The 26,941-nt window shown below is 40.0% G+C and carries 31 protein-coding genes and 1 pseudogene; 1 reads left to right on the top strand and 31 read right to left on the bottom strand.

Features of this window, described 5'->3' with window-relative positions; translation table 11 throughout:
- Nucleotides 1-391: 391 nt before the first annotated feature.
- Nucleotides 392-1,312, top strand: a complete 921-nt coding sequence (locus ACLIIY_RS05440; protein ID WP_010446562.1) for an IS5-like element ISVa2 family transposase — start codon at nt 392-394, stop codon at nt 1,310-1,312.
- 371 nt (nt 1,313-1,683) lie between these two features.
- Here the strand turns inward: ACLIIY_RS05440 and ACLIIY_RS05435 are convergent, their stop codons facing one another.
- The 31 genes and pseudogenes from ACLIIY_RS05435 to ACLIIY_RS05285 form a co-directional block, all read right to left on the bottom strand.
- Nucleotides 1,684-2,133 (bottom strand): metal ABC transporter ATPase, encoded by a 450-nt coding sequence (locus ACLIIY_RS05435; RefSeq protein ID WP_434528261.1) that lies wholly within the window; start codon nt 2,131-2,133, stop codon nt 1,684-1,686.
- A 108-nt stretch (nt 2,134-2,241) separates the two neighbouring features.
- Nucleotides 2,242-2,730, bottom strand: coding sequence for a GNAT family N-acetyltransferase (locus ACLIIY_RS05430; protein WP_171370908.1), 489 nt, complete (start codon nt 2,728-2,730; stop codon nt 2,242-2,244).
- A 130-nt stretch (nt 2,731-2,860) separates the two neighbouring features.
- Nucleotides 2,861-3,241, bottom strand: a complete 381-nt coding sequence (locus tag ACLIIY_RS05425) for a hypothetical protein (protein WP_331421793.1) — start codon at nt 3,239-3,241, stop codon at nt 2,861-2,863.
- A gap of 139 nt (nt 3,242-3,380) precedes the next feature.
- Nucleotides 3,381-3,863: a hypothetical protein gene (locus ACLIIY_RS05420; protein WP_434528260.1), complete on the bottom strand. Its 483-nt coding sequence runs from the start codon at nt 3,861-3,863 to the stop codon at nt 3,381-3,383.
- A 343-nt stretch (nt 3,864-4,206) separates the two neighbouring features.
- Entirely contained in the window at nt 4,207-4,767 is a 561-nt protein-coding gene (locus ACLIIY_RS05415) for a hypothetical protein (RefSeq protein WP_050567685.1), read from the bottom strand.
- A gap of 86 nt (nt 4,768-4,853) precedes the next feature.
- On the bottom strand, nt 4,854-5,564 hold the full coding sequence (locus ACLIIY_RS05410; RefSeq protein WP_434528259.1) for a hypothetical protein: 711 nt from the start codon (nt 5,562-5,564) through the stop codon (nt 4,854-4,856).
- Between the two features lie 653 nt (nt 5,565-6,217).
- The gene (locus tag ACLIIY_RS05405) at nt 6,218-6,535 is read right to left on the bottom strand and encodes a hypothetical protein (RefSeq protein WP_434528258.1); all 318 of its coding nucleotides are present in this window, start codon (nt 6,533-6,535) and stop codon (nt 6,218-6,220) included.
- A 139-nt stretch (nt 6,536-6,674) separates the two neighbouring features.
- Nucleotides 6,675-7,052 (bottom strand): hypothetical protein, encoded by a 378-nt coding sequence (locus tag ACLIIY_RS05400; protein ID WP_434528257.1) that lies wholly within the window; start codon nt 7,050-7,052, stop codon nt 6,675-6,677.
- Nucleotides 7,053-7,268: 216 nt separating this feature from the next.
- A pseudogene (locus ACLIIY_RS05395) lies at nt 7,269-7,816 on the bottom strand (DUF2726 domain-containing protein).
- A gap of 546 nt (nt 7,817-8,362) precedes the next feature.
- On the bottom strand, nt 8,363-8,764 hold the full coding sequence (locus tag ACLIIY_RS05390) for a hypothetical protein (RefSeq protein WP_434528256.1): 402 nt from the start codon (nt 8,762-8,764) through the stop codon (nt 8,363-8,365).
- Nucleotides 8,765-9,343: 579 nt separating this feature from the next.
- Nucleotides 9,344-10,330 carry an ATP-binding protein gene (locus tag ACLIIY_RS05385; RefSeq protein ID WP_434528255.1) on the bottom strand — a complete coding sequence of 329 codons (987 nt, stop codon included), beginning with the start codon at nt 10,328-10,330 and terminating at the stop codon, nt 9,344-9,346.
- A gap of 603 nt (nt 10,331-10,933) precedes the next feature.
- Complete coding sequence (locus tag ACLIIY_RS05380; RefSeq protein WP_434528254.1) at nt 10,934-11,518, bottom strand: hypothetical protein; 585 nt, start codon at nt 11,516-11,518, stop codon at nt 10,934-10,936.
- A 1,924-nt stretch (nt 11,519-13,442) separates the two neighbouring features.
- Nucleotides 13,443-14,174, bottom strand: coding sequence for a hypothetical protein (locus tag ACLIIY_RS05375; RefSeq protein ID WP_434528253.1), 732 nt, complete (start codon nt 14,172-14,174; stop codon nt 13,443-13,445).
- A gap of 149 nt (nt 14,175-14,323) precedes the next feature.
- Complete coding sequence (locus ACLIIY_RS05370; protein ID WP_434528252.1) at nt 14,324-14,833, bottom strand: DUF4303 domain-containing protein; 510 nt, start codon at nt 14,831-14,833, stop codon at nt 14,324-14,326.
- A 688-nt stretch (nt 14,834-15,521) separates the two neighbouring features.
- Nucleotides 15,522-16,181: a CatB-related O-acetyltransferase gene (locus ACLIIY_RS05365; RefSeq protein ID WP_434528251.1), complete on the bottom strand. Its 660-nt coding sequence runs from the start codon at nt 16,179-16,181 to the stop codon at nt 15,522-15,524.
- Nucleotides 16,182-16,360: 179 nt separating this feature from the next.
- Nucleotides 16,361-16,684 carry a DUF6572 domain-containing protein gene (locus ACLIIY_RS05360; RefSeq protein ID WP_077200549.1) on the bottom strand — a complete coding sequence of 108 codons (324 nt, stop codon included), beginning with the start codon at nt 16,682-16,684 and terminating at the stop codon, nt 16,361-16,363.
- 142 nt (nt 16,685-16,826) lie between these two features.
- Nucleotides 16,827-17,687, bottom strand: coding sequence for a hypothetical protein (locus ACLIIY_RS05355; RefSeq protein ID WP_434528250.1), 861 nt, complete (start codon nt 17,685-17,687; stop codon nt 16,827-16,829).
- Between the two features lie 151 nt (nt 17,688-17,838).
- A complete protein-coding gene (locus ACLIIY_RS05350; protein WP_434528249.1) occupies nt 17,839-18,138 on the bottom strand; it encodes a hypothetical protein in 300 nt (99 codons plus the stop codon).
- A 135-nt stretch (nt 18,139-18,273) separates the two neighbouring features.
- Nucleotides 18,274-18,828 carry a hypothetical protein gene (locus ACLIIY_RS05345; RefSeq protein ID WP_434528248.1) on the bottom strand — a complete coding sequence of 185 codons (555 nt, stop codon included), beginning with the start codon at nt 18,826-18,828 and terminating at the stop codon, nt 18,274-18,276.
- Nucleotides 18,829-18,987: 159 nt separating this feature from the next.
- Nucleotides 18,988-19,341, bottom strand: coding sequence for a DUF6404 family protein (locus ACLIIY_RS05340; protein ID WP_088880715.1), 354 nt, complete (start codon nt 19,339-19,341; stop codon nt 18,988-18,990).
- Between the two features lie 704 nt (nt 19,342-20,045).
- A complete protein-coding gene (locus ACLIIY_RS05335) occupies nt 20,046-20,600 on the bottom strand; it encodes a YdcF family protein (RefSeq protein WP_080642315.1) in 555 nt (184 codons plus the stop codon).
- A gap of 150 nt (nt 20,601-20,750) precedes the next feature.
- Complete coding sequence (locus ACLIIY_RS05330; protein WP_213904196.1) at nt 20,751-21,584, bottom strand: abortive infection family protein; 834 nt, start codon at nt 21,582-21,584, stop codon at nt 20,751-20,753.
- Nucleotides 21,585-21,743: 159 nt separating this feature from the next.
- Nucleotides 21,744-22,103: a hypothetical protein gene (locus ACLIIY_RS05325; RefSeq protein ID WP_434528235.1), complete on the bottom strand. Its 360-nt coding sequence runs from the start codon at nt 22,101-22,103 to the stop codon at nt 21,744-21,746.
- Between the two features lie 147 nt (nt 22,104-22,250).
- Entirely contained in the window at nt 22,251-22,574 is a 324-nt protein-coding gene (locus tag ACLIIY_RS05320; RefSeq protein ID WP_038892863.1) for a hypothetical protein, read from the bottom strand.
- Nucleotides 22,575-22,708: 134 nt separating this feature from the next.
- Entirely contained in the window at nt 22,709-23,206 is a 498-nt protein-coding gene (locus ACLIIY_RS05315) for a GNAT family N-acetyltransferase (protein ID WP_349266955.1), read from the bottom strand.
- A 133-nt stretch (nt 23,207-23,339) separates the two neighbouring features.
- Nucleotides 23,340-24,029 carry a hypothetical protein gene (locus tag ACLIIY_RS05310; RefSeq protein ID WP_434528247.1) on the bottom strand — a complete coding sequence of 230 codons (690 nt, stop codon included), beginning with the start codon at nt 24,027-24,029 and terminating at the stop codon, nt 23,340-23,342.
- A gap of 155 nt (nt 24,030-24,184) precedes the next feature.
- A complete protein-coding gene (locus tag ACLIIY_RS05305) occupies nt 24,185-24,529 on the bottom strand; it encodes an antibiotic biosynthesis monooxygenase family protein (protein ID WP_009705215.1) in 345 nt (114 codons plus the stop codon).
- A gap of 237 nt (nt 24,530-24,766) precedes the next feature.
- Nucleotides 24,767-25,384 (bottom strand): LysE family translocator, encoded by a 618-nt coding sequence (locus ACLIIY_RS05300; RefSeq protein WP_434528246.1) that lies wholly within the window; start codon nt 25,382-25,384, stop codon nt 24,767-24,769.
- A 107-nt stretch (nt 25,385-25,491) separates the two neighbouring features.
- On the bottom strand, nt 25,492-26,025 hold the full coding sequence (locus ACLIIY_RS05295) for a hypothetical protein (protein WP_434528245.1): 534 nt from the start codon (nt 26,023-26,025) through the stop codon (nt 25,492-25,494).
- Nucleotides 26,026-26,148: 123 nt separating this feature from the next.
- Nucleotides 26,149-26,460 (bottom strand): antibiotic biosynthesis monooxygenase family protein, encoded by a 312-nt coding sequence (locus tag ACLIIY_RS05290; protein ID WP_434528244.1) that lies wholly within the window; start codon nt 26,458-26,460, stop codon nt 26,149-26,151.
- A gap of 143 nt (nt 26,461-26,603) precedes the next feature.
- The gene (locus tag ACLIIY_RS05285; protein ID WP_434528243.1) at nt 26,604-26,936 is read right to left on the bottom strand and encodes a T6SS amidase immunity protein Tai4 family protein; all 333 of its coding nucleotides are present in this window, start codon (nt 26,934-26,936) and stop codon (nt 26,604-26,606) included.
- Nucleotides 26,937-26,941: the final 5 nt, after the last annotated feature.

Raw genomic sequence — 26,941 nt, 5'->3', positions numbered from 1 at the left:
TCTTTATCCTCTTGCGGGCTATATACGACCACATTGGACATTCTATTTGACTCTGATATATCCCCTTCTAGCCACAAGCCCCCAATGGCAACAGATTTTAGAGGTGCTTCTTCGATATATTCACCATTTTGTTTCCGGTAGTTTGTAAACTCAGTAATTGTTGATTCGAAACGCAGCCCCTCTGTTGCCTCTTTAGAAGTAACAAACGTGATCTCTTCCGATTTTTGTCGTGTATCTGTTACAAATGGAAGTCGGTTTTGAAGATTACTTGGAAGTGTATCTAAATCACCATCAAAATTGACATATAACTGGGGCTTTGTTGCGTAATTCGATGGAACTAAATCAAGAAACTACGATCTGAGCGGCTACGCCCATCAATCGTCGTAGCCTCATGCCTAAACCTCGTTACAAAACAACTAACTGGAAGCAGTACAATAAATCCTTAATCAACCGTGGTTCTCTGACCTTTTGGATTGATGAGGAAGCGATAGCTGAGTGGAAGCAAAACAAACAAGGCAAGCGTGGTAGACCTCGCCGATTCAGCGACTTAGCCATTACTACCGCACTGATGGTGAAACGCGTTTTCTCTATGCCCTTGAGAGCGCTGCAAGGTTTTCTAGACTCCGTATTTAAGCTGGCTAACATCCCGCTTGTTTGCCCGCACTACACCTGTATAAGCCGCCGAGCTAAGGAAGTTGAAGTTTCATTTAAAACCAAAACCAGAGGAGCAATACAACATCTGGCCATTGATGCCACTGGCCTCAAGGTTTATGGCGAAGGTGAATGGAAGGTCAAGAAGCATGGAACTGATGGGAAGCGAAGAGTCTGGCGTAAGCTGCATATCGCGGTAGATACAAGCACCCACGAAATAGTCGCAGCAGAGCTGAGCTTATCTAACGTAACTGATGCCGAAGTGCTCCCCAACTTACTCAAGCAAACACGTCGTAAAATCATTGAGATATCAGGCGATGGCGCTTATGACACAAGGAATTGCCATGATGCCATACGGATCAAGCGAGCTGTTCCGCTCATCCCGCCAAGAGAAGGAGCAGCCTTCTGGGAACAAGGGCATCCTCGTAACTTAGCGGTAGGTTGCCAGAAGCTCTACGGCTCCAACAAGAAGTGGAAAAAGCGGTATGGCTATCATAAGCGCTCTCTGTCAGAGACCGCAATGTACCGAGTAAAACAGTTGCTAGGTGGGAAATTAAGTCTAAGAAATTACAACGCTCAGGTTGGCGAGACTTACGCCATGATCAAAGCACTGAACAAACTTACAGGGCTTGGTATGCCTGAAACTCAGTATATTGTATAACAGTCGCTCAACTTTAGGAGGTTTGGTTTCTCGTCTGAATTACGCAACAAAGCCTATAACTGGCTATCTTTCAGCTCGGCCGTTGTGATGGATGTATTTGATATGTAGGGACCGAACACATACAACTCTGCATTAGAATAAAATGCTGAAAAAAACAAAAATAACAACACAACTACTTTCATTATTATTCCTAATATATTGTTATAGTTTAATTCCTGGTAACTATTGGGAATTTCCTTGTGAGAAAATTAATCTTTAATGTTAGTCATGATTACATTAAATCATTTATTACATCGCACGAAAAATACATTCAATAATAATTAACCTATCTCTGCTAACCTGGCACAACCTATCAATTTTTCTTGTGCGTCTTAAATTGGTTTGACCCTCAACTTAAAAGATTCAATTCTCTCTACCTGACTGGACAAAAATTTGCATTTAAATTCAAGGTACGTAGTCTCTTTTGGTTGCATGACGAATATTTCATTTTTACCCAGACAATTACCGATAAAGCTACCGTCAACATCAAAAGCTGACGCTATCACTTCACGTGAATATAATGCCTCATCTAGTCGGTTTTCTTGCACAACTGCTAGACGAACATCATTCCCATCTATAAACACATTTTCCAGTGTTAAGCCATATTCAGTTTTGAGCCCCGCAAAATACTCAACGATTTTCTCATCGACCTTTCTGTCTTCAAGTAGGCCTCCCAATGACGGCTCGATGAACTTTGTATAAATCAACCCGCTTACAATAATTGCTATCGAAAAACCACTTCCCCAAGAAAATCCGTTCAAGATCCCGTTCATTCCTTTCATCTGTGTTCCAACCCTTTGTATATGACGTTTATCGAGGAGCTTAAAAATATGTGCTACGCTTCTGCACTAAAACTAAAACACTTAACTTCCGTACTTGTCATCTATCTATTACGACTTACTAAATGTATATATCGGGCCTTCCCACGATTCATCATTGAAAACTTCAACAGAAAAGTCCCCATCAGTGTAATGGCCTATTACCTTCTTCCAGAATGATTGACCTTTTACGTTTTCACTTATCACCCTAACAACCCAGTCTTGGCCGAACATATCAAAAACCTGACTTGCCACATCACTCCCCACGCCCTTTTGCTGGAACCTCTTCATTATAAAGAACTCTTCAATGAGGTATCTCCCTTGTTCAGCACTAGGGTCTGAATTAACAATGACAAAACCAGCTGGTTGTCCCAAGACTCGCACTAGTAATGGCGTATACTCTTTAATTTCGAAGTATTCATCAACGTCCGCAATCTCGAAATAGCCTTTCTCATCAACATCATCTTCTTCATATATCGAGAATTCGTACTCATAAAATTGCAGCAAGCTTTGAATCAATTCCTTTTCATTGGGTGATATTTCTTGCACCTCAATCTTCATATTTTCTCCTGAGATATATTGCCTTGTTAAGAGACGCCCCTGGTAGTTTGATTGCTACAAGTCACTTTAATATTTTAAATCAATGCATATCAAAAACACGACATTCATGGCATCGTCGTTGAATTATTTGCTATATCGTTTTTTCCCGTATCCAAATATCTTCCGATTTAAACGCATACACATAAAGCGGATACATGTAAACCCATAACATTCCCATCCCCGTAACAAACAAGAACAATGTCCCAGCACTTAGGTAGGTTAGTAGAAAAAGCACGCTAAATATCGCAAAACCCAGCATCGAAAGTGCATTAATTCCAAAGATGACAATCGCTAACAGTTTGCTCCCGACAGCAACTCGATAACTGAAGCCGTAAAAGCTAACAAGAGAAATTGCAGTTATGAATGACCCAATAAACGATCCGATATCAAGCTCTGCGGAGAATGGTAATTGAATAATGTTTAGAACTGCCAAGAAACACATTACCCAGAATAAAAACTTCCACTTTTTCACAAAACCTCCTTTTTTATACAGCACCTTATTAAGAGTGAACTAGCATCATCAAACACCCCACATATGACATTAACCAATAAGCCTAACGTACAATAACATTGCTATGTGTTTAAAATCATTATGTAATAAGTTGTTATTTTTATGTCACACCAGGTACTGTGTTTAAATCTATATACCTTTTCCCATGATAATCTACTGTATTGAAAATCCCTAAAAGTTCAATTTCTGGTGAACGCTTTAAGACAACCTCAATATTCTGTAACTCTTCATCGTAATCATAGACGTAGACACCGATATTCGTGGGCTCTAAACAGGATGGTACATTAACCAAAGCAAATTTGTCGTAGCCATATTCGGCCGCCAGTTTAGCTCCTCGATATACATATTGAGAAACGGAGTGTGCTATTGCCTCGTTAGTATCTGGAACTTCAAGCATATAGAGAATATCGCTAGCATCTACTGTAGCTTCAACCCCACAAAGAAATAGCTCATCGTGAAGCCTGTTTGATGCTCCTGAACAGCCAACAAGAAGAAGCATTGATATGGTTATATATAAGATTTTGTAGTTCATGGCTTTTCCAAAAATATCACTGCTTATTAGGTATTTTCTATGTTTTTTCATTTACTGATTCTGATTTAACCCATTTAGTTTTGTCAGGGTCAATTATGTACCCGTTCATAATCATCCCTTCAGAAAAGCAACGACTGTCCTTATAGAGATGAAGTACCCTAGCTCTGACTTTATAATAGCCCACTATAAAATTGCCTCTTTCTAACAACTCAAATTTACCATTCGCTTTCAGACTCAGATAATGCGCCGAGTCGCCTTCATGGTAATAGACTCCATCATATGTCGGTGAGTCAGACATGGAACCACACGCAGCTAAGACCATCAAAATAGATGTAAGTACTAATCTTTTTAGTATGTTTATAATCATCTTTTCCTCTTAAGTGCCTTATTAGCTTTAAACACACTTTGCTATTGTTAATAAAGTATTTTTCCACGTTTTATTTGGGTCAAAATCCTGATGTAATCCAATTTCAGCGTTGTCTCCTCTAAGACCATGCTGCAACATATACGTTGGAATGTATTGAGGAGGCCCTAACTTAATAAGGTTGTCGCAAATAGGAGTGCTCTCCGAAATAACACGATTTAGAGCTTCCTGAAAATTACTCACAACACTTTGTGGCTTATTTCTCAACATTTTTACACGTAAAACTGGAATTGCTTGGTGTGCAGACTGATCAATCACTCGCTTAGTATCAAAAAGCCCATAGGACATACCGACCAAGTAAAGGTCGGCTGCTTTAGCATAGTCTCCCATATCCAAACAAGAATTCACGCCATAGAACAGATCTACGGGATTACTTTTGTTTGTTAACTCATTCACAGCGACACAACTAACGGGTTCAGAGGTGCGTAAATTGCCTTCGGCCTCATAATTTACAATATTATTTTTAGTCGTCGAATTACAAGCTGTTAGTAACATCGCGAAGGTACTCGCCAGAACAACTTCTCTGTTCATGCTCTTAATCCTCTTATAGAAATGTAATATCGCGTTCAAGTAAAACCATCACGTGTCGCAAATCGCTCTTAAACAATTTGTTTTAGTCAGATGCATGTATCGCTAAGCTTCTGGTCAAAGGATCTATCACCACTTTTGCATACATGGATTTCTATTCTTCCATCTGGAGTATTTGGTTTAGCCGTGAAACCAACAGTGTGCTTTTCATAAAGTGGCGCAGCATCAAGAACTTCCTTTGGCACATTAACTTCATAGCTCCTAGAGCCACTCCAATAAGAAGCGGTCCTTTTAGCCAATAACTGCTGAGTAGTATAAAAAAGAAGGTATCTAGCATCGCTTTCTAACTTGATATCGCCACCGATACCCGACCATTGAACCATCGCATTGTTGGTTGAGTACTCTGTATATGCGTGCTTGGATACCTGGTTGAAACCAGAATCCAATTGAAGAACGATAGGAGCAAAATGCCCACCAGTCGTATCCCAGCTTGTTGTTTTTAAGCTTTTGAATTCGATTCGCGAAGCCTCCTCCGGTAATTCCAACGCTAAAACTAAAGAGTTCTCTCCATTGGTATTCAGAATCTGAGAGGTCCGATCAATGTAAAATATTTGCGCGCTAGGGGCACGCTCTAAAGATGTGTACTTCAACTCTGAAGCGCTATTACAACACGCCTTAGATGTCTTGATCTTTTCAATCAAAGCTTCGCGTTCAGCTAGATATGCATCCGAAGAAGTTGAAGCACAACCGCTCAAAACACTACCATATGCAATTAATGCTAATCCCAACCTCAAATTCATAAGTTTCCTCTCTAATGATAGCGGTTTATTAAAATGCAAGTATCGCCATGCAACACTACTGTGCAGTGCTTCTTTTACTTGAGCGACCGGATATCAAATGCCATCTGCCAAAAGAATAACTTCCACAAAACACACAGACTTATACACAACCCACATCTATAACCGACAAGATATTGAAAAACCAGATAACACGAAAGACTTAGAACACTGAAGTGAGACGAGTAACTAGAAAACTTTGCCAACACTTAAAAATGAGAGTTTGGAAGAGGAAAAGCAATGTACGCAGCGAGGTGTCACGAGTTCGGAATAGATCTTTAGGAAACAAGTTAGCGGACGTGGTCAACTTGGCCTTTAACTATCGACAGTTCCGAAAGCATATGAGTCACGCTCAAAAAATGTAACAATCCCTTAATGTAATTTGCTATAAATATAGGATGTCAATTGACTTACGCTACTCACCAAACTTCACATTGTTAACGAAAGAAGAACGTCATTACGTCTAATCATTGTGCCTTCTCCAATATCCGATAGCTCCGAGTGCCGTAGCTAATTTGAACAACGTGAAGAGGTGAACAACGAGTAAAAATGACATACGCCCGCAATCCCCCTCATGATCAGATTGCTTTGAGTATTGTTAGAAATGGTCGCAAAACTTAGAATGAAGTGTAGTAATTACTGTAGTCACCAAACAATGGCTTGAACTGCTCTACCACCACGACTTTGCCCTCAATACACATCGACTCGCAAATTACCTGAACCACCTCACCATTGTCCAACTCCACAGCAGCTCTATAAATATGAATGCTTCGACTTTTACCAGGAGCATTGGTGTTATCCCACGAAGATAGAACCACTCCGTGATGAACCCTTATAAGCTTGCCTCGAAAATACAATTGTTCAAAACCAACAGCTATAAAAATTAAAATACTAAGGAAAAATAGTGCGTACTTTGCAATTCGAGTCATCAGCACATTAAGTTCCTTCAATAATACAGTCCCTTCTGTTACGAGATAAGCAACTTAAAATCCAACCTAGCGTATATAACCTAAAACACTAGACCCAACGCATATAGAGAGTGTCAATCGTTGCGAATCAGTCTTAAACAGTTTGCTATGCTTTAGGTTGGCAGTAACCAAGATCCTTTAACCTCTTAACTGTTTCTATTGCCTTTGTGTCCCGCTCTTTTAATCGTTCTTGAACAATTAAGCTTTCTTGGGACTTTGAAAAATCAAGGCGTCCAGACACAAGGTCTAGTTGAACACATGCTCTGTTTAGAATAGCGTCGTAATCTCGTTGTTCTGCGAGTTCGGCAAACTCAAGCGCCACAAGCATTGTAATATCATTTTGTGAATTTCTATCGACTTCTAAAAATCGCATTTTTGAATAGAGCAGATCGTTCAACAAGAAACTCGTGGTTAAAAACGCGGAAATAATACCGCTCAGCGTCGCGGGAACGAAAAAACCTAAAAAGACAACTCCTTTTCTCATACTTTCTCATACTTTCTCATTTTCTCATTTTCTCATACTTTCTCATTTTCTCATTTTCTCATTTTCTCATTTTCTCCATTGAATCGTAACGCTTTATTAAGGTGGGAGGCACGCAATACCGATGCTACCGCATACCTGTTTAACCGCTAAAACCAGCTTACAGTAACAAAGCCACGCGTTGTGAATGTCTCTTGAACATTTTTGTTACACAAAAACTTACCCGAAGCCGTTGCATTTGATTTCGGTCTCGCGCTCTAGAACTTTTGCAATTTCAGATGGCTCGTAAAAACGCTTTGTGCTAAAACGCACCAGCTTATGATGTCCTTCCAGCGCTTGGTTGACATATTGATCTCGTTCTTGCCGTTTTTCCAGTTATGCGTCGAGTCGTCGAGCTCTATTACTGCTAGCACTTTTGTAGCTTTATCAGTGATTACGAAATCCATTCGTTTAGCCCATGTTCGTGAGTTGTGTTTAAAGTTAACAGGTTTCACTAAGGCCATTAATGATACTTGGCTGTGAATTACATAGTCTGAAGGCAAGACCTTTTGCAAGGCAAAGTACAATTTCCTCTCGTTTTCAGTTGCCAAGTGACTTTGCTTTTTATGTTCTATTTTCACTTTCGGCTCATATGACAAACCTACAGCGGCCTGTTCATCACTCTTTGGTTTATTTTCCCAAAGAGTGGACTTTGGCTTTGACAGACTATTATCTTTGCACTTCCATATGAGATAACCTAACGCAGCAAAAATTAATAGTTCAAACATTTGCGTACCTCTCCTTTTTGTATAACGCCTTTCTAAGGTGTGAGTAACGCAATACAAAAGCTACCGTGCTGCGCTGTAATCACATAAGCCACCGTATAGTAAAAACGCCACGCGTAACGAATCACTCTTAAACAATTTGTTAGTACATGCACCAATTCTATTTGTGCACTCCAAGATATTGAAAAGTGGTATTATATGAAAGGGATTGAACACTGAAGTGAGACGGACAGCTACAAAACTTTACCCTGATTGAAAGACGAAAGTTGGCTAGAAGAAAAATGTCCTAAACTCCCCTACTTTCACACACTTCAAATTAGAAAAGGATTCGGTCTTCGCACTTTGATGACCACATCAATGAAAGACAATTCTAACTTAGTAAAAACCACGAAAGAGGAGAAGCGCCAAAACTGATGGCCTTACTAACGCCCTGTTAAGGGATGAGCAACGCAATGCCTAAGCCGCCGCATACCACCTTAATCACCAAAACCAACGCATAATAAAAGTGCCACGCGTTGCGAATCCCTCTTAAACAGTTTGTTAGGAGTTTTATTCATAGCGTTCACAATCTTTCGGTATGTCTATATATGTTTCATTTGCCCTCCAGTCCTGAGTCCGAGGGTCAAAGTAAAGCTCATACGTTGAGACGCTGTTATATGTACCCGATGTTATCTGATTTCCAATAGTAACTATATTTGGCTCTGAAATAGTGAAAATCCAAACATTGTCACCTGACACTAACTCAAGTCGACTATCAGAAACAAACGAAGCCTCTTCTGTAGAAAAGAACTCTCTAGGATAACTTTCACAATACCACTTTAAATTCTGACTATAAGAGCTATAGACAGCTCTCATGTTGAATTTCTCGTACAAATCTTTTGTGGTCACTTGCTCTGCTCCGTTAGAGCTGAATGCAAACAATGTTAAAGCGACACTAAAAATCAATTTCATGCGCAAACTCCTAACGCCCTGTTAAGAGGTGAGCAACGCAATACCGATGTCGTTGCATTCCACCTTAATCACTTAAACCAACGCATAGTGAAAATGCCACGCGTTGTGAATCCCTCTTGAACAGTTTGTTAACTGAGCGCCTTTCAGTTTTCGCCGATCTTTCAGCCACTTTCGCCAAAGCTCGTTTTGCTAATTAATGATTAGCAAAGCTAACTCAAATACGTATTTAACCAAAAAATTACCGTTTATCTTTATTTTGAAATGCGTCTCACAACACCATACTTCGGCGATGTAAGTGCGCCGAACTAATCGCGAATGCCTTATATTATTAGAAGGCTTTGTGCCGCCTTTCACATCAGTAAACTTAAGTATCAAACTGAAATTAGTCGCATTAGCTCAGCTAAGGAAACCGACCGAACACGCTAAATCTCTGAACCTAGAAACTGTATCATTGTGCTTTCGTATTTTCTGCGCCAGTTAACGCCGCATTAAGGTGTGAGCGACGCTTGGCTATACTTGAGCGAAGCGAAACCGCCAAGCGTTGCGAATCACTCTTAAATGCTTTGTTAACTAGCTCTTTTACACCAATTTAGACATGCCAGATGCTTTAGCTCGAACGCCAAAAGCCTGAGCTTCTTGCTCACCCGTGTAAATAATATCACCAAGAATACCGGAAAATTGACTGGGTGCTCTATTAAGCCTAAGACCTATGTACGTTCCATCAAAGTTTAGTGACTGCTCATTGACGATTTGCCCTTGAGAAACTAGTTTAGCTGAACCACTGCCCACCATAAACCAGCCAAAAGAGGACACCAGTTGCTCTAAAACGTAAAGTCCAAATCCGGAGTTACCATAAACGTTTTCTTCTTCTGAAATTTTCGTCGTGCTCGATATTCCCGGTTTAATAGCCATACGTAAGGCTGCAATTTCGGACTCAACTGAGAAAGAACGCTGTAGAGAAGAAGATATACCTACACCCTCATCTATAACAGCAACTTCAACACGACCATCTGTCCATCTTTGACCACATAAGTAACACTCGTCAGCCGATGAATGTTCGAAAACATTTCGAACTATTTCTCGCAAAGCATAATGATAAAGTTTGTTTTCTTCCGTGTAACTGCTTGTCCCCGAAAGGAGATTAGCGAAACGTCTAGTTTGGGAGATAATTTCGTCATACCAAACTTGTACATCTTGTGTGTTCGAGTCAAATGATGGTTTAACGATCTTAGTGATTGGTAAATAAGTCATCGAGCCGGAAGCCTGCCCTACTTCGTTGCCCTCACCCATCCCTATAAACTGAAAGAATCCTAGATGCCTCAAGTAGCAGTGAACATTCTTACTGCTATCATGACCTTTTTTCTTAGTGACCAAGCCAGCTTCACGTCGATGCTTTATCCACCCCCTCATTTTCGAGCCAGCCACAAGCATGCCACTTGGGTATAAAAAATTCAGAGTAGAACAATCTACACATACTTCTGGTTCATTTAAATTTGATTCAAGATCTTCGTAAAATGCATCTAAGGTGTCTCGACCAAACTGACTAGGAAAATAAATAGTTTTCATATACTTTTTCTTATTATTAGTTTCTGACTGAGCTAGTTAACGCCCTGCTAAGGGGTGAGCAACGCAATACCGAGGCCGCTGCAAACCACCTTAATCACTAAATTCAACGCATAGTGAAAATGCCACGCGTGGCGAATCCCTCTTGAGCAGTTTGTTATGTGTTTTCATCCGAAGCTTTTGGAGCAGTGTTCTTTGCTATCTGAATCAATGTATTTGATATGCCACATATGAAAAATTTGGCTATCCATAACATTATCCCAGATACGAGAGCTCCAATACCTAGTTGAATTCCATGCAAGACAGTGGAAAAGATACCAACTGCCACTATTAGTACTGCTAGACATGTTACAACCACATCCATGATTCTGATTAGTGACTCAAATCGCTCGACTTTTTTCATTTACACTCCCTGTAATTCATTTAAAAGCGGATATTATCTCATTTTAAGTAGCTGGCTCGATGTAATCCTGACCAAGACACATAACGCCCTGTTAAGGTGTGAGCAACACAATACCTAAGCTTCCGCATACCACCTTAAACACTAAACGCAACGCATAGCAAAAATGCCAAGCGTTGCGAATCACTCTTAAACAGATTGTTAGTTTATAACTTCCAACGTTTATAAAGTTTTAAACAAACCATCAACACTAAAAGGCTGAACGCATACCCCAACATTGCCCAACTATTTTCAGGTGATTCTGAGATCGTATAAAATGCTGCTGCTGCAATAGCCAACATCAACGGTTCAATAGTTTCGTCCGGACCATCAGTGAAAAGCATATAGCTAAGCTCAATGCCAGCTGAAATAGCAAGAGCGTTACCAATGTACACAAACGACTTTATATTCAGTATGTGTTGATATAACTCCTCTGATTTGAACCATGCGTTCTCTTGGAAATACAAGTTGTCTAACAGGTTGAACGTTTGAGCAATTTCCAAAATCCCTTTGGTTGTTAGTGTGAAGATAAGAAAAAAACCGATTAAGAATTGCACTCCAGTCTTTAGAAGTTTTACCTTGTCAGGTATACAGGTTCGATAAAGATCGAATTTTTCATTGCCATCAAAATATTTGCTCTTATCATCCAATGCCGTCTGAAACTTTTCTCGCGCTTCAGCTAAACTGCTCTGATGCTCTAAAAGGATTTCTTCACGAAGTTCTTCTCTAATTATTGCTAAATCTTCTTTCATTTATACTTTCAATACTTAATTTAAATCAATAAACTAACGCCGCATTAAGGTGTGAGCGACGCTTGGCTATACTTGAGCGAAGCGAAACTGCCAAGCGTTGCGAATCACTCTTAAATGCTTTATTAGCTGTTAATAGTACCACTGGTTTACTTTCTTCCTACTGTTTAGTAACGATTCGAGTTCTTCAGCGTCCGAGATACTTGAATTGTCGGTTAAAAATAAATAAGCAAATGGAAAACATGTAAGTGAGCTAATAGAGATTAAAAACCAGAACAAAAAATTATAAATATAATACGAGCTTTCCATCAACCGATTAACATCGAACTCAAAGTACAAATACACTAAACCTGAACTCCAAGAGTTGCTAGCATCAAGTAATATATGAAATTCTTAGGCTTTCGAAATATACGCTCTTTTTGTCTAGATTTGGATGTTGCATAATCATCGACGAAAACCAATTGCTTTTTTTCAACCTTTAAATAGCGACATGAAGTATTGTAAAGCACTATAGCCTTAGAGGGGTTACTCGCTTTTAGAAGAATTTCAATAACCTCATACCTTACTTTGGACTTGAACAAACTTTGAAACATTTGCTCTACCACTAGCCGGTGAATCTCTTGATTAGAATCAGCATATGCTTTCATTAGCAAATCCAGTGATTGAGTCTTTAGGGAGCGACTTGAATGAACGATGTGGTGCAATAGCTTCAGCATCGGAACCAAAGATATGACTGCAACAGTTAAATTTGTTATCACCGGGTACTCTGAAATACTACTTAACAAAAAACACCTCCAATTAACTGCTAACGCCCTGTTAAGGGGTGAGCAACGCAATACTGAAGCCGCCGCATACCACCTTAAACACTAAAACCAACGCATAGTGAAAATGCCAAGCGTTGCGAATCCCTCTTGAACAGTTTGTTAACTGAGCGCCTTTCAGTTTTCGCCGATCTTTCAGCCACTTTCGCCAAAGCTCGTTTTGCTAATTAATGATTAGAAAAGCTAACTCAAATATGTATTTAATCAAAAAATTACCGTTTATCTTTAGTTTGAAATGCGTCTCACAACACCATACTTCGGCGATGTAAGTTCGCCGAACTAATCGCGAATGCCTTATATTATTAGAAGGCTTTGTGCCGCCTTTCACATCAGTAAACTTAAGTATCAAACTGAAATTAGTCGCATTAGCTCAGCTAAGGAAACCGACCGAACACGCTAAATCTCTGAACCTAGAAACTGTATCATTGTGCTTTCGTATTTTCTGCGCCAGTTAACGCTCTGTTAAGGGGTGAGCAACGCAATACTGAAGCAGCCGCATACCACCTTAAACACTTAAACCAACGCATAGTGAAAGTGCCACGCGTTGCGAATCCCTCTTGAACAGTTTGTTATGCTTGTTCTATCAGTAGGCACGGCTAAATGCCAACGCCATATACAGTTAGCCTGTTGCCTAAAGAGGTCTTATTTATAATGTTCTTTGCTACGCGAATGCTCGGCATACTTTTTGGAAATGAGTTGATGTATATGAAATCCTGTTTTACGAACAAGATACCAATCTATCGCTGCTAAAATGACCAAGCCTATTATAGTTCCCATCTAAAACCCTCCTTACACATCGAATCATAACTCTATCAAACCACTGATAAATTAGATAAGACAGAACGCAATTTTTGATGAGCTGCGATGGTTTTCAGAAAAGTTAGCGTCTATTAAGGGATAAAAGCCTCATTTCTAGTAAATGATACATAGTGATATTCGTTGAATACGTAAAGTGCCCATACTTACAAGTTTGAGAAAAAGCATAACGCCCTGTTAAGGTGTGAGTAACGCAATACCGAAGCTCCCGCATATCACCTTAAACACAAAACGCAACGCATAGAAAAAATGCCAAGCGTTGCGAATCACTCTTAAACAGATTGTTAGCTTTAAACCCAAATTCTGACTGGCTTATAATCAATCACTGCATAATCAACACTGAGCTCATTTGTAAAGGGTTCTTCATATACCTTTGCATCATAGCCCTCAAACTGAAAACCTATAGACTTCAGTTCAGTGAAAACTTTAACTACTGCAGAGGTAAAAATAGGAATCAAATTTAGGTAGATCTGCTTAACTGGGTATCGCTCAGACTTCGCATAATCTAAGATATCGTTAAATTTGAGCTGTTCATCCAGTTTCCTGAGTAATTCATCTTTTTGGGCAGGTCTCATTCTGTTTTCTAGGAAAGGAGAGCCTAAGCTTTTAACAAGACGAAACAAAACATCCTCTAACTTGTAGTAATATTGCATAACTGGTGGTCTATCACAGACCCTATTGCTGGCAAGTAGAAATTCCGCGCCATTGTTTCTCTCTAGACCGCCATTAAGTAGCATTTCCTTATTCCAACTAATAAATAGATCATGATCTCTATGGTGGATTGCGTTACGAATAAGTATTAACAGTGCCGTATCGGCGTGCTCAAAGTAATCAAAGTCTGATTTAGTGACATCGTACAAGCTATGAAATGCCTCTAGCTTTGCTTCAAAAGCGCGGTCTAGGTTGTTAATTGCTTCTTCTTTATCTACTAACTTTAGCCGCTCAAAGTTAAACCTAGCTTCAACATACATTCTCATGGTGTTAGATAGCTTATCTACTGCAATTTGTTTTATTTTCATCATTGTTAATTATTTCTTCATTAAAGCTAACGCCTTGTTAAGGTGTGAGGCACGCAATACCGAAGCTCCCGCATACCACCTTAACCACTAAAACTAACGCATAGCAAAAATGCCACGCGTGCCGAATCACTCTTGAACAATTTGTTATACATTTATTCCGCCGCCTCTCGAAGCCAACTATCTAAGGACTCACGCGGATTTAACCTATATGCTCGTTCAACGTTTGTCGCGTCTGGCGGCATGATTTCTGCGTTGATATAGAGCTTATCTCGACAATTTAAGCTGTCTAAATAACCTTCAATATCCAAGCGCTTAAGAGTCAACTCCATCGCAGATAAAAGAGCTGCCGTAGTTTCTTCACTAAAACCACATTCAGCGGTCACATTGTCCAAAAGAAGTTCAACACCTGAGAGGTATTCATCACAGAAACCAAACAACGGTGAGTCTGCATATGACCATTTTATTTCTTCTCGGTCTTCAAAGGATGAAGCTTCGGTTTGCAATAGTTCGTCAGACCAAGCCGAAAATATAGGTCGATGCCCCTCTCCAGTTGTGACCAAAGCTACGTAATAAAAGTGATGCTGCGGAAACTCAGACGACAACCTTACTATTATTGATTTGGTAGCCTTGTAGAGCATATTTTCTAGTTGCTTAAGTTTCATACTGCTCCAAATGTATAACGCCTTGTTAAGGGGTGAGCAACGCAATACCGAAGCCGCCGCATACCACCTTAATCACTAAAACCAACGCAAAGTAAAAATGCCACGCGTTGCGAATCCCTCTTGAACAATTTGTTATGTGCGTACTTAAATTAAACACCTTTGCTCTCTGAACAGCTAATCGATATAAGAGGCGACCGCAACTGCACCAAAATAGAGTTCAAGTGCGAAATAAAAAAGTACACTTTTGGAGACTTTCTTCTTTAAAAGCACTTTAACCATAAGAAGTGTGACAATGACGTATACGATGGCAACGAACATTCTATCCCTACATGTAGCCTGACCATGAACTATTCAAGCGACGAAATTTCGCAACCCGAACAATCAAGATGTTGGAAACGCAAAAAAGATATACAAGGCTGCACCAAATACCGAGCCAGCCATGAACAAACCCAACTTTATTGCAGTACTTTTATTCGATTCCTTTTTGGACATAGTAATTCCTTTTACTAATTTAAAATGACTCTCATGCACATCTATAAGTCATCAACACCAAAGCACATAACGCCGCATTAAGGTGTGAGTAACGCAACCACGAAACCCGACCATACCACCGTAAACACAAGACTCAACGATGGAATGAAAAGTGCCAAGCGTTAGGAATCACTCTTAAATGCTTTGTTAGCTGAATTTATACTGCCAAGCCATTTTGTTTCGCAAATTCAGTTACTTTAGGAATGTCACCTTTGACTAGAATTGGCATTGCTTTCTCGATTAACTCAACTTCCCAGTCCCACCATGCTAGCTCCAAAAGTACTTCTTGGTCAGCTTCACTGAACCGAGTTTTAACGACTTTCGCAGGGTTACCTACCGCAATACTATACGGTGGAATATCTGTAGAAACGACTGATTTAGCACCAATAATTGACCCATGACCGATGTTTACTCCGGGCATGATTGTTACGTCATAACCAAACCAAACATCATTGCCAATTACTGTGTCTCTGCATGCTTTAAATGGGTACTCTGTCAACGGTAGAGCTTCAGCCCACTTTTCTCCGAAAACTGCAAACGGATATGTTGTGATACCTGAAGTTGCATGGTTTGCGTCAGGCATGATGAATTGAACCCCATTAGCAAACGCACAAAATTTACCAATATGAAGTGAGTTACCCGAAATACCAAAGTTATATAGTACATTTTTAGTCAGGAACTCTGTTGGATCGTCAAAGTCACTGTAATAGCTAAAATCACCGGCATGAACATTAGTCACTTCGCTTTCGGCGATTAGAGGTTTCAAAAAGACTGTATTTTTGAAGTCTTTGATAGGAAAAAGATTGTCTGATTTCATAGAATTATTCTCGTTCTAATTTGCCTCTATTATTCCACACGCTGTAGGTCAATGTATTCAGCTAACGCCCTGTTAAGGTGTGAGCAACGCAATACAAAAGCCGCCGCATACCACCTAAATCACTAAAACCAACGCATAGTAAAAATGCCACGCGTTGCGAATCACTCTTAAACAGATTGTTAGTTGTAATCCCTCACGTCGTGCGTAAGGCTAAAGCCCGCTTCACGTACTAATTTTGATGCCAATAAAATGAATTCTTTAGCTTCATTGTTAGGTTGGTATTTTGAAACGACCTGAATTTCAAATAGCTTGTTCTTTGCCAACGGGTATTGATCAAATACTTCACCAGACTCAATAAATGACAAGTAAAGGTTTAGCTTTTCTTGGAGCAACAGGAGCTTTTCATTTTGGTCATCCCACCCTAAATGATCGGATATAACTAAAGTTACTTTTTCTTCGTCATGCGCAATGATGTCTACTTTATCTAGTTGCTCAATTGTCACGTCTTCTCCATTACAACTAACGCCCTGTTAAGGGGTGAGCAACGCAATACCGATGCCTCTGCAAACCACCTTAATCACTAAAACCAACGCATAGTGAAAATGCCACGCGTTGCGAATCCCTCTTGAACAGTTTGTTAGCTGTTTATAGTGCTCGGTCTAAAGACTTTCCAGACCGAATTAACCAAGTGATGAACTCGACACCAAAATTTGTAATATGGATAGTATCCTCTTCACCATCAACGATAAGCAAGCGCCCATACAGATAACTTAAGTACTGCTCTTGAGTCCAAGACAGGTTATTACTAGCCATAGATTCTGCGGCTATTTTAAATACCACACTAGTAGATAGACCTTGACCTGCGACTTGGTTTAGCCGTTGCAGCAACTCTATTTGACTACCAAAAATAATTTGGTATATCTGCTCAAAAGCAACTAAAAGCTGCGTCGCAGCTAGATGGCGAATTAAGATTCTGCTAGCGTCACTATCAAAAGGGATATTTTTAGTAGAAAGATCATCTTCAATTCTTTTTATTTGCTCTTCAATTACTATCGACGAGCCCACAGCTGCTAATAATTTCTCAACCTCTTTTGAATCAGCTTGGTTTCGGTTTTCTTGAATCGTTGCTTTTTGTTCTTTTGCGCTCTCTACGTAATCACCATATACATTTGTATTAGATTGTGTTTGCGATTGACTGGTCGAAATGGATATTATCTGGCTCAGCAACTCACCATTTCTTGCTTCAAGAACCTGATTTTCTGCGTCCTTTTTCTCGACTTCACGCGATATAGAAAGAAGTTTTACCACTGAGAAGTTATCAAACGATTCTGACAACACCAGTACTACCACTATGATGATAAGGCTTATTAGCTCCGGAGTGATGCTGCCCTTCGGTTCAACACAGAAAAAATTATAGCCGATCATGCATGCTAACAATAAAACCAGCAGCACCAGCATTACACGTACAAATGTGTTCGACTTGTTTTTTACATTTTCAATAGTCATTTCTTGAACTCATATAAACTGCTAACGCCCTGTTAAGGGGTGAGCAACGCAATACCGAAGCCGCCGCATGCCACCTTAAACACTAAAACCAACGCATAGTGAAAATGCCACGCGTTGCGAATCCCTCTTGAACAGTTTGTTAGAGCGCAACTCACAGGTTGAACAGAACTTTCAAAAGAGAATTAACCAAGGAAGAAACTCCTAGAAATAGTACTACTGGCAAGCCTATCGCTATTATCAGTTTAAACTCAACAAATTGACCTACAACGGCATCACCATACCTACCACCCAGAAACTTTCTCGATTCATCACCTCCTGTCGATTTGACTTCATCTGTAACTGTCTTGCGATCTTTACCGATGAATTCTCTAAACAGCATGAAGCCGAAAGGAGCGATAATAATGCCTGCGATAAGATATGAAATGTATTCAACTATATCGGTCATGTTCATACTTTTTTCTCCTGCGCTCTAACGCCTTGTTAAGGGGTGAGCAACGCAATGCCGATGCGCCGCATACCGCCTTAAACACTAAAGCCAACGCATAGTAAAAATGCCACGCGTTGCGAATCACTCTTAAACAGTTTGTTATGCAGGTACTCCACCCTGCACATTTTTAAATCTGACTCTTACGTACAAACTGCGCCCCTCAGATGTTAAAGCCCAAATTTCGCCATTTTTACCAATAGACTTTTTGGCATAACCATGAGCTACAAGCCACTCTAAAGCTGCTTGTACTGAACCACGATTTAATTTAGTTGCCTTACAAACCCCAGAGACATAGCGCCACGTATAGTTGGGATCATGCAGAGCTGTTAGGACATCTTGAGCATTCTTCGGCACCAAGTCTAAATTTAGAATTTCGATTCCGGGAGACTCCTGCCCCTCAGAGTAATCAGATTCTGTTTGCTTATCTATGATTGCATCAATCTGCTCTAATTTCAGTTTTGCTTCTACACCGCCCGCTTTGAAGCTTTCAAATTTATCCAGACTGGAAAAAACCAAACCTATAAAGCCAGCAGCAATCACCAGCCCCATTTCAGTAGGTTTACCAACATAACCGAAATAAATAGGGACAATGAGGAGTACCGCAGCAGAAGCAGCTCTGAGTATTGATTCGAATTTTTGCGCTTTTAACTTCAATTTCCTACTCCTAGGCTTACCTACCTGCATAACGCCCTGTTAAGGGGTGAGCAACGCAATACCGAAGCCGCTGCATAACACCTTAATCACTAAAACCAACGCACAGTAAGAATGCCACGCGTTGCGAATCCCTCTTGAACAGTTTGTTAGGTTTTGGGCTTATTCCCCCAGAGAACCCCAATCTGTTAGATTTAATTGCTTACGCCTAATGTAATAGAAGGTTGCCATAACCAAGCCAAACAAAGCACCAGTAAGTAACGAAATGAAAACTGCTTCTAAAACTGGTTTACCTAACTCGTTCCACACAAGAAACCATTGAAAGACTCCCCAAACAGGAGCAAAGAAAGCCACACAAAGCATAACGTTTGCAAAGAAGCTTTGATAATAAGGTGGTGGAAAACACAGTCCTAGTTTACGTAACAACTTTACAAGTGGAGGATTGTAGTTCGACTTCCAAACACCTTTGTCACTTAATTCTTTGTGCGCAAGTTGTAGCTTCGTTTGATAATCCATGATCCAAAATCCTCGAATTCGATGTTTCCCGCGGAGAAACCTAACGCCTTGCTAAGGTGTGAGTAACGCAATACAAAAGCTACCGCACAGCGCCTTAATCACCCTAAGCCACCGCATAGTAAAAATGCCGCGCGTTACGAATCACTCTTAAGCAATTTGTTAGTACATGCGCTACTTCTATTTATGCGCTCCAAGATATTGAAAATTGAGATGATATGAAAGGCTTTGAACACTGAAGTGAGACGGGCAGCTACAAAACTTTACCCCATTGAAAGACGAAAGTTGGCTAGAAGAAAAACGCACTGGACAACCCTACTTTCACTTGCTTCAAATTAGAAAAGAATCGGTCCTCGTACTTCAACAACCACACCAAAAGTAATCAAGGTTCTCTCAAAAGCCACCACGAAAATGAAGAAGCACCAAAGAAATAGACTAAGAGTTAGAAGCCGTAAACGGTGAAATCAAAGCAAACACTCCGCATATAGTGCCACCGGAAAGAACGTGAAAGGTACAAACTGAAAGGTGTAAAGACGAGCGCCAAAGCAGATAAACACCAAAACTTATGACCTTTGATGTCAAACCCGTACTAACGCCTTGTTAAGGTGTGAGGCACGCAATACCGAAGCTTCCGCATACCACCTTAACCACTAAAACCAACGCATAGTAAAAATGCCACGCATGCCGAATCACTCTTGAACAATTTGTTATGCGTATGGTTTAACGCCTAAACGCTTTATCACTTCATGACTGTGCATTACACGAGAGATGGCACTCTCGGTGAGCCACCAATTATCCCTCCGAGTACTTCGATCGTTTACAAAGTAACTGTGAAGTTCCAAATATTGAGGTAAAGCGTTTTTGAATAAGTACTTTGCCCGCTTTATGTGGAAAGCCGTTGTCAGTATTGCCACCGACCTTTTCGCGATTTCACTCTCTACGATAATCTCTGAAGAATATTGTGCATTCTCTACTGTATTTTTTGCATGTCGTTCTAAGATAATATCCGAATCTGGCACACCATTATCCAATGCATACTCTTTCATCGACTCAAACTCGGGCTTTTGATCTATTGCTAAGTTGCCGCCTGACAACAGTAGCTTGGAGACTTTTTTCTCCTTGTACAGTCTTACAGCAGTTGGCATCTTATATTGAGTTGCTTTGTAACTACCCAACACAACAAGCACTTCTGCATGTTGGAACTCATCTTGGTGTGTCGGGAAGACTACCTGAGTAATACTCTCGATTTCTCTTTTGTTCAATCCTAATCCCTTACACGATTGAGTGAATACGCATAACGCCCTGTTAAGGGGTGAGCAACGCAATACAAGAGCCGCCGCATACCGCCTTAAACACTAAAAACAACGCATAGTGAAAATGCCACGCGTTGCGAATCCCTCTTGAACAGTTTGTTAGCTCGCAATCTTGCGTTTTTCGTCCCAAGTTTCCAACACAAATAGAGCAATTGTGTGAGCTGAGTGAATTGCTAGTCGAGCATGTCTGGGCTTCAGCTTATACATAACTCTTCCTTCACCGTGTGCAGAGCTAGCATGAGTACGGAAAGCACCAATTCCATCAACTATCGATAAGATGCCAGAAAGTATTTTTTTAAGATCGTCATCTTGTACTAATTTGGTGTCAAAACCCAAGTCCCCTCGCACAACTTTCCAAACGTTTTGGAGATCTTGTTTCTGTGGCTGTGGAAGACTTTCATCTGCAATATAAACCTTAAAAATTGATTCAAGTATGTTGCAAGCAGCGGATACAGATTCGCGAGGTTCCGAATTTACGTTTGCTAGAGCGCGAGTAAACTCTGCTTCGATCGAGGGTATATCTTTACCTTTAATCAAATCAGATAAAGACCTACTTGGTGCAGCACTACCATCAGAAATCAAACCACCTGAAATGTATAGAAGATTGCATTTTGATAAAATTGACTGGAGCTTTTCCTTAAATTCTTTTTTATGATTCGTTACATTGTGACCCCAAACAAAAACATCCTCTTCATCTTGGTCAGGGATTTCCATATAAGTTTCAATCAACTTACCAAGAATCTTGATAGGTTCAGGTGATTCTTTATTTATGCGCCTTAGCCATGATTGGACTTTTACTGGTTTAGATCCTTCAGGAGCGTCACCTGGTGCATCGGCATATAGAAAAAGGTTATCTAGACTCGCATGAGTCTCTAATGCTGATAAATTCTCTGACAAAACCGCAATCACTGGAGCGGGAATTTCTTTTCTCATTTAACCTCTGAGTTTAATATTTTCACTTGCGAGCTAACGCCCTGTTAAGGGGTGAGCAATGCAATACCAAAGTCGCCGCATACCACCTTAAACACCAAAACCAACGCATAGTAAAAATGCCACGCGTTGCGAATCCCTCTTGAACAGTTTGTTATGAGCCTAGTTCAAGTAGATGCCGGACTGCCTTAATTGCTGCTTCAAATCTAGAAGTTTGAATTGAGTTAGTAGTAGTTGAGTAACTGCTATCGTGCCCGAAAAAATAGATAATGCGGATATTAGCCAACTCCAACTAACACCATCAAAGATATACGGTGCTGCAAAAGCAAAACCATAGCTAGACGCTGCATTTATGGAATGCAAAAACTCATTAGTAGAAACCTTGTAACTCATACTTTCGTTATCGTAGGAAATTCTTACCTGCGAGCCAGCTTTACGGAACTTGCAGTAAACTACGTCATTCTCTCCATCATACTGAATATTATTGAGTTCTAGGATTTCTCTAACTTTATCTAACATCATATCTCTCCTTGATATGGTGGCTCATAACGCCCTGTTAAGGTGTGAGCAACGCAATACCGAAGTTGCCGCATACCACCTTAAACACTAAAACCAACGCATATTAAAAATGCCACGCGTTGCGAATCTCTCTTAAACAGTTTGTTATGCTCATTCTTCAAGAGTGCACCGAAACTTGTTATCCCTATCTTTAGCGGTAATCGTTTCACCATAGGTATAGCATTCAAGTGTCAGCTCGTTGTTTTCAATTATTACGATAAACCCAACATCAACATTGCCTAATTTTCCTATAAATACAGGTTCTGAAACAACATGTCTGTTTATGGGTATTGAACGGGATTTTAGCGTCAAAAAGTACCCAGCACCGGTAAAATAAATCTGCTGATTAAGATCTACACTATTAACAATAGTTTCCCAGTCAATCGAAAGAGAATCGAGCGCACTTTTAATAATGACCTTTTCAAACAATTTCATCGCTTTCTCTTTGAGCATAACGCCCTGTTAAGGTGTGAGCAACGCAATAAAGAAGACGCTGCAAACCACCTTAATCACTAAAATCAACGCATAGTAAAAATGCCACGCGTTGCGAATCCGTCTTAAAGCGTTTGTTATGCTTGTGCCAAAGACAAGCTCATATTCAGACTAGTTTCCTTTCGACCTGATTCAAAAATCACTTCGTTGTTTAGTCCTGTGTATTTAAAGCCAAACTTTTCATACAAGTTTTGCGCCACGACATTTGATTTATATACATCTAATCTTAACTCTTTGAAACCAAAACGCTGACCATCCATCAATACTGTTTCCAGTAACCTTTTAGCAATTCCTTGTCCTCTAAAATCAGCATGTACTTGAGCACCTACAAATCCTATTTCGTCTGTATCCATGCCGCACATAGTTCCCGGAAAAGCTTCTATGCTAGCGACAACCTTATTATCAACGATTGCTATAAATTGAGGAATTTGTTGTTTGGTAATCCTATTTAGAACAACTTCAATTTTGTCTTTTGGTGGCGGTGGGCTCCGTAGATATACCCCCTCGTCATACACCCCTTGCCAAAGTTCCCAAAATCCATCTAAGTCATCAGAACAGATTCTTCGAATTTCCATATTTTCTCCAAAAAGCATAACGCCCAATTAAGGTGTGAGGCACGCAATACGATGCTCCCGCATATCACCTTAATCACTTAAACCAACGCATAGTAAAAATGCCACGCGTGCCGAATCACTCTTAAATTGTTTGTTAGGCTTTATCTGGTGTTTTATTAAAAAGCAATGTAACTCGATTATCACCGTAAAAATTAAGACTCATTACTATTCCTTCATTTACATCTCGGAATTTATAATAAAATACATCTTGGTTTTCACCAAAAGCGGGAGACTGAGCCAAATAACTTTGGGTCATATTATCCATACGACCAAGATCTTGATTGTATTTCCTATTTTCGGGATCAATATTCAGCATAAAGTGTATATTTATCGAAATTTCACCCAACCACTTATCTTTAAAATGATGGAAATATAGACCTCTAGCAATTTTGTCAATACAAGATTCAAACCTTTCATAATCCACATTCAAAGTCTGACCTGAAAACCACTTTCCTGATTCCATATCTTGAATTAATAATTGCTTAGTATCTAAGTTAAGCTCATTCATAAGCTTTGGTCTTCGTTTGGTTGCACGCTGTATCTTTGTTGCTACTTGATGGTTTGCAATTTTATTACCTGCTACGCTAAATGAAAGGCTGTGCAATAAATATTCATCATCGTTAGATTTACTTGTATTATGGATCGGACATGAAGGAACAGTAATAAGTTTCTTCCTTAGATCCTCACCACTTGGTAAATCTTTACTTTCTGGAAATAGACATTTAGGTGGTACATGCTCTGCTGATGTAGCAATTGCATCACACATATAACACGTTTTACTCAATTTATTACCTCACTATACAAAGAAGCCTAACGCCCTGTTAAGGGGTGAGCAACGCAATACAGAAGCCGCCGCAAACCACCTTAAACACCAAAACCAACGCATAGTGAAAATGCCACGCGTTGCGAATCCCTCTTGAACAGTTTGTTATGTGAATTTTAGCCGTGTGCGTCGATACTATCTTTTGGGGCTTCTGAACGTATGTCCATGCCATAGTCTCTGATGACACCTGCAACTCTGAGTCTGTAGCTTTCAAAAACACCACTACGACCTTTTAATTGAGCAAATCGATGAGATTCTAGATTGCGCCATTCTTGAATTGCTTCTTCGTCACGCCAAAATGACAAAGATAGAACCTTGCTGTCATTTGTTAGACTTTGGAAACGTTCGATTGAGATAAAACCATCAATATCTGATAGCAGCGGTTTTAGTTCGCTTGCAATATCTAGATATTCAGAAGTTTTACCCTCTGCTACCTGTACTTCAAAAATTACTGCGATCATAACTCACCAGACTACGACTAATATATTCGAGCATTTTACCGAATTGGAGCTGCTGTAAATATGAGTTATAGCAAGAAGTTAGAGATTAGATTCTGTGATTTTTCGCCATTCACATAACGCCCTGTTAAGGGGTGAGCAACGCAATACAACAGCCGCCGCAAACCACCTTAATCACTAAATTCAACGCATAGTAAAAATGCCACGCGTTGCGAATCCCTCTTGAACAGTTTGTTAGTTTTATTGCTGGCGACTCAGTAACAAGCTTGCTCCAGACATAGCCAAAAAAGTTGCACAACCTCTATTGAAGCGCTTTGCCATTTTCGGCTTCGTAAACCACTGCCTTAAGTACATACCAAATATCGCATAAATCGATATTGCAACCATTTCTAAAACGAGGAACGTAACCCCTAGAGCGAAGAACTGTTCATTTACACTCGCTGAAACATCGACGAACTGTGGTAGAAAGGCGGTAAAGATTAAGATCGCCTTTGGGTTACCAGCGGCGAGCAAAAATTCTTGTTTAGCTAAACCTAATCGGTTGCGAGTATTTTGTAGTTCAGAAACAGGACTTGCTTCCGAACGCCAAAGATTAAAGGCAATCCACAACAAATAAGCCGCGCCCACAATTTTAATCGTTAGAAATAGAGTCTCAGAAGCATAAAGAACGACTGCTAAACCGGAAGCAGCCAAGGCAATCATTACAGCGAATGCAGCAATACGACCAAGTCCAGCAATAAAAGCGGATTTGAAACCGTAACAACGAGCATTGTTCATAGACAATAGATTGTTTGGACCAGGAGTCATATTGAGTGCAAAACACGCAGGTATAAAGAACAATAACTTCCAGATTTCCACAATATTTCCTCCATAAAACTAACGCCGCATTAAGGTGTGAGCGGCGCTTGGCTATACTTGAGCGAAGCGAAACTGCCAAGCGTTGCGAATCACTCTTAAATGCTTTGTTATAACACAATTTCCCACGTCATAACGTTACAAAGCCCTCGCCTTTCCTTAACACTTGGTCTTAACTTTATGTCTATGCCTGACGTGGTCTTAAGAGGGTGCCAACGCCTAACATTATTTAGATGTTCAGCGATATACGCCAACTTAGCAGCATGATGATCAGTGTATTTCTTCGTTAACCCAGCAGTAATAAACATGGCCTTTGCATTAGGGTGGGTTTGGAGTAATTTTGCAAGCTTGTCTATATCATCTTCAAAATGCTTCTCTAGGATCACTTCATGGTCTTTAAAGTAGGTCTTAATTTCATAGAAACATTCTGGATCATCGTTAATATCAAAGATTACACAGTCAACTTTTTGGACTTTTTCTCTTCCTGCTGAACGCGCACTACCTTTGAGGTAGCGTTTTAAAAACAAGAACATATACGCTTGAATATCATATTCAAATATTTGATTTTCGCCCTCATTAAGTAGTAACTCTGTATTTAAAAATACATTTCTAACTAGCTTTTCATTAATCTCAATTAGATCCAAATTTGCTCTCCTTATGCATAGCTTCGTTTGTGTTATAACGCCGCATTAAGGTGTGAGCGGCGCTTGGCTATAATTGAGCGAAGCGAAACTGCCAAGCGTTGCGAATCACTCTTAAATGCTTTGTTATAACCACATGTTCTCACGGACTTCATAGTGGCTAACATGACGATCTGGATTCAATTTGTACTTTTCGTCCTCTGGATACAATTTGGCGACACTGATGTCTTCACCAGAAAATGCTTTGATACATTCAAGATCTTCCCAATAAGTCAACAACGTGATTTCAGCAGTATTGCCTAAATCTCGATTTAGAATTTGAGCACCGAGGAAACCTTTTGTACTGGATGTATCTTTGATTCCTGTCTCATACAGGTAAGCAATAAACCCTTCTTCATACTCTTTAGGGCAAGTAGCTTTCCATTCCCTTGCTATCATAAATACTCCATTTTATACCGTGGATATAACGCCCTGTTAAGGTGTGAGCAACCCAATACCGAAGCTCCCGCATACCACCTTAAACACTAAACGCAACGCATAGTAAAAATGCCACGCGTTGCGAATCACTCTTAAACAGTTTGTTATAACTCTGATTTCGCCTTAATGTACAGCTTATGAACACCGTCTGAATTAGAAAAGTCTACACAGTAAGCCAACTCGATCACGTTACCATTTTTTGATTTGTACCTAGACATATCGTATGTGTCTAATAGCTCGCTTACCTCAAAGAACGACTCTAAAGGAAGCTCGGAGAACTCTCGATAGCCTTGCATTGCAGTTATCGCATCTTTCGCAACATCTGAGTTTTTGTAATAGGTAGCAATACAAGATGAGAGAGCGAAGTTTTTAAACAGCTGCTCATCACTTTGAGTACTGAGTGGGCTTGCGGTAACTCCGAGACTACAAAGAGCCATGCTTA

The sequence above is a fragment of the Vibrio sp. K4 genome (assembly GCF_051122595.1).
Classification (GTDB): Bacteria; Pseudomonadota; Gammaproteobacteria; order Enterobacterales; family Vibrionaceae; genus Vibrio; species Vibrio owensii.
Note: the sequence above shows the minus strand (reverse complement) of the source record. Positions and strands in the feature narration are given on the sequence as shown.

Bases quoted from the DNA above. Each gene is read 5' to 3' on its own strand.
- ACLIIY_RS05440 (WP_010446562.1), top strand. From the start codon at position 392: ATGCCTAAACCTCGTTACAAAACAACTAACTGGAAGCAGTACAATAAA.
- ACLIIY_RS05435 (WP_434528261.1), bottom strand. From the start codon at position 2,133: ATGAAAGGAATGAACGGGATCTTGAACGGATTTTCTTGGGGAAGTGGT.
- ACLIIY_RS05430 (WP_171370908.1), bottom strand. From the start codon at position 2,730: ATGAAGATTGAGGTGCAAGAAATATCACCCAATGAAAAGGAATTGATT.
- ACLIIY_RS05420 (WP_434528260.1), bottom strand. From the start codon at position 3,863: ATGAAAAAACATAGAAAATACCTAATAAGCAGTGATATTTTTGGAAAA.
- ACLIIY_RS05415 (WP_050567685.1), bottom strand. From the start codon at position 4,767: ATGAACAGAGAAGTTGTTCTGGCGAGTACCTTCGCGATGTTACTAACA.
- ACLIIY_RS05410 (WP_434528259.1), bottom strand. From the start codon at position 5,564: ATGAATTTGAGGTTGGGATTAGCATTAATTGCATATGGTAGTGTTTTG.
- ACLIIY_RS05400 (WP_434528257.1), bottom strand. From the start codon at position 7,052: ATGAGAAAAGGAGTTGTCTTTTTAGGTTTTTTCGTTCCCGCGACGCTG.
- ACLIIY_RS05390 (WP_434528256.1), bottom strand. From the start codon at position 8,764: ATGAAATTGATTTTTAGTGTCGCTTTAACATTGTTTGCATTCAGCTCT.
- ACLIIY_RS05385 (WP_434528255.1), bottom strand. From the start codon at position 10,330: ATGAAAACTATTTATTTTCCTAGTCAGTTTGGTCGAGACACCTTAGAT.
- ACLIIY_RS05380 (WP_434528254.1), bottom strand. From the start codon at position 11,518: ATGAAAGAAGATTTAGCAATAATTAGAGAAGAACTTCGTGAAGAAATC.
- ACLIIY_RS05375 (WP_434528253.1), bottom strand. From the start codon at position 14,174: ATGATGAAAATAAAACAAATTGCAGTAGATAAGCTATCTAACACCATG.
- ACLIIY_RS05370 (WP_434528252.1), bottom strand. From the start codon at position 14,833: ATGAAACTTAAGCAACTAGAAAATATGCTCTACAAGGCTACCAAATCA.
- ACLIIY_RS05365 (WP_434528251.1), bottom strand. From the start codon at position 16,181: ATGAAATCAGACAATCTTTTTCCTATCAAAGACTTCAAAAATACAGTC.
- ACLIIY_RS05355 (WP_434528250.1), bottom strand. From the start codon at position 17,687: ATGACTATTGAAAATGTAAAAAACAAGTCGAACACATTTGTACGTGTA.
- ACLIIY_RS05350 (WP_434528249.1), bottom strand. From the start codon at position 18,138: ATGAACATGACCGATATAGTTGAATACATTTCATATCTTATCGCAGGC.
- ACLIIY_RS05340 (WP_088880715.1), bottom strand. From the start codon at position 19,341: ATGGATTATCAAACGAAGCTACAACTTGCGCACAAAGAATTAAGTGAC.
- ACLIIY_RS05330 (WP_213904196.1), bottom strand. From the start codon at position 21,584: ATGAGAAAAGAAATTCCCGCTCCAGTGATTGCGGTTTTGTCAGAGAAT.
- ACLIIY_RS05325 (WP_434528235.1), bottom strand. From the start codon at position 22,103: ATGATGTTAGATAAAGTTAGAGAAATCCTAGAACTCAATAATATTCAG.
- ACLIIY_RS05320 (WP_038892863.1), bottom strand. From the start codon at position 22,574: ATGAAATTGTTTGAAAAGGTCATTATTAAAAGTGCGCTCGATTCTCTT.
- ACLIIY_RS05315 (WP_349266955.1), bottom strand. From the start codon at position 23,206: ATGGAAATTCGAAGAATCTGTTCTGATGACTTAGATGGATTTTGGGAA.
- ACLIIY_RS05305 (WP_009705215.1), bottom strand. From the start codon at position 24,529: ATGATCGCAGTAATTTTTGAAGTACAGGTAGCAGAGGGTAAAACTTCT.
- ACLIIY_RS05290 (WP_434528244.1), bottom strand. From the start codon at position 26,460: ATGATAGCAAGGGAATGGAAAGCTACTTGCCCTAAAGAGTATGAAGAA.
- ACLIIY_RS05285 (WP_434528243.1), bottom strand. From the start codon at position 26,936: ATGGCTCTTTGTAGTCTCGGAGTTACCGCAAGCCCACTCAGTACTCAA.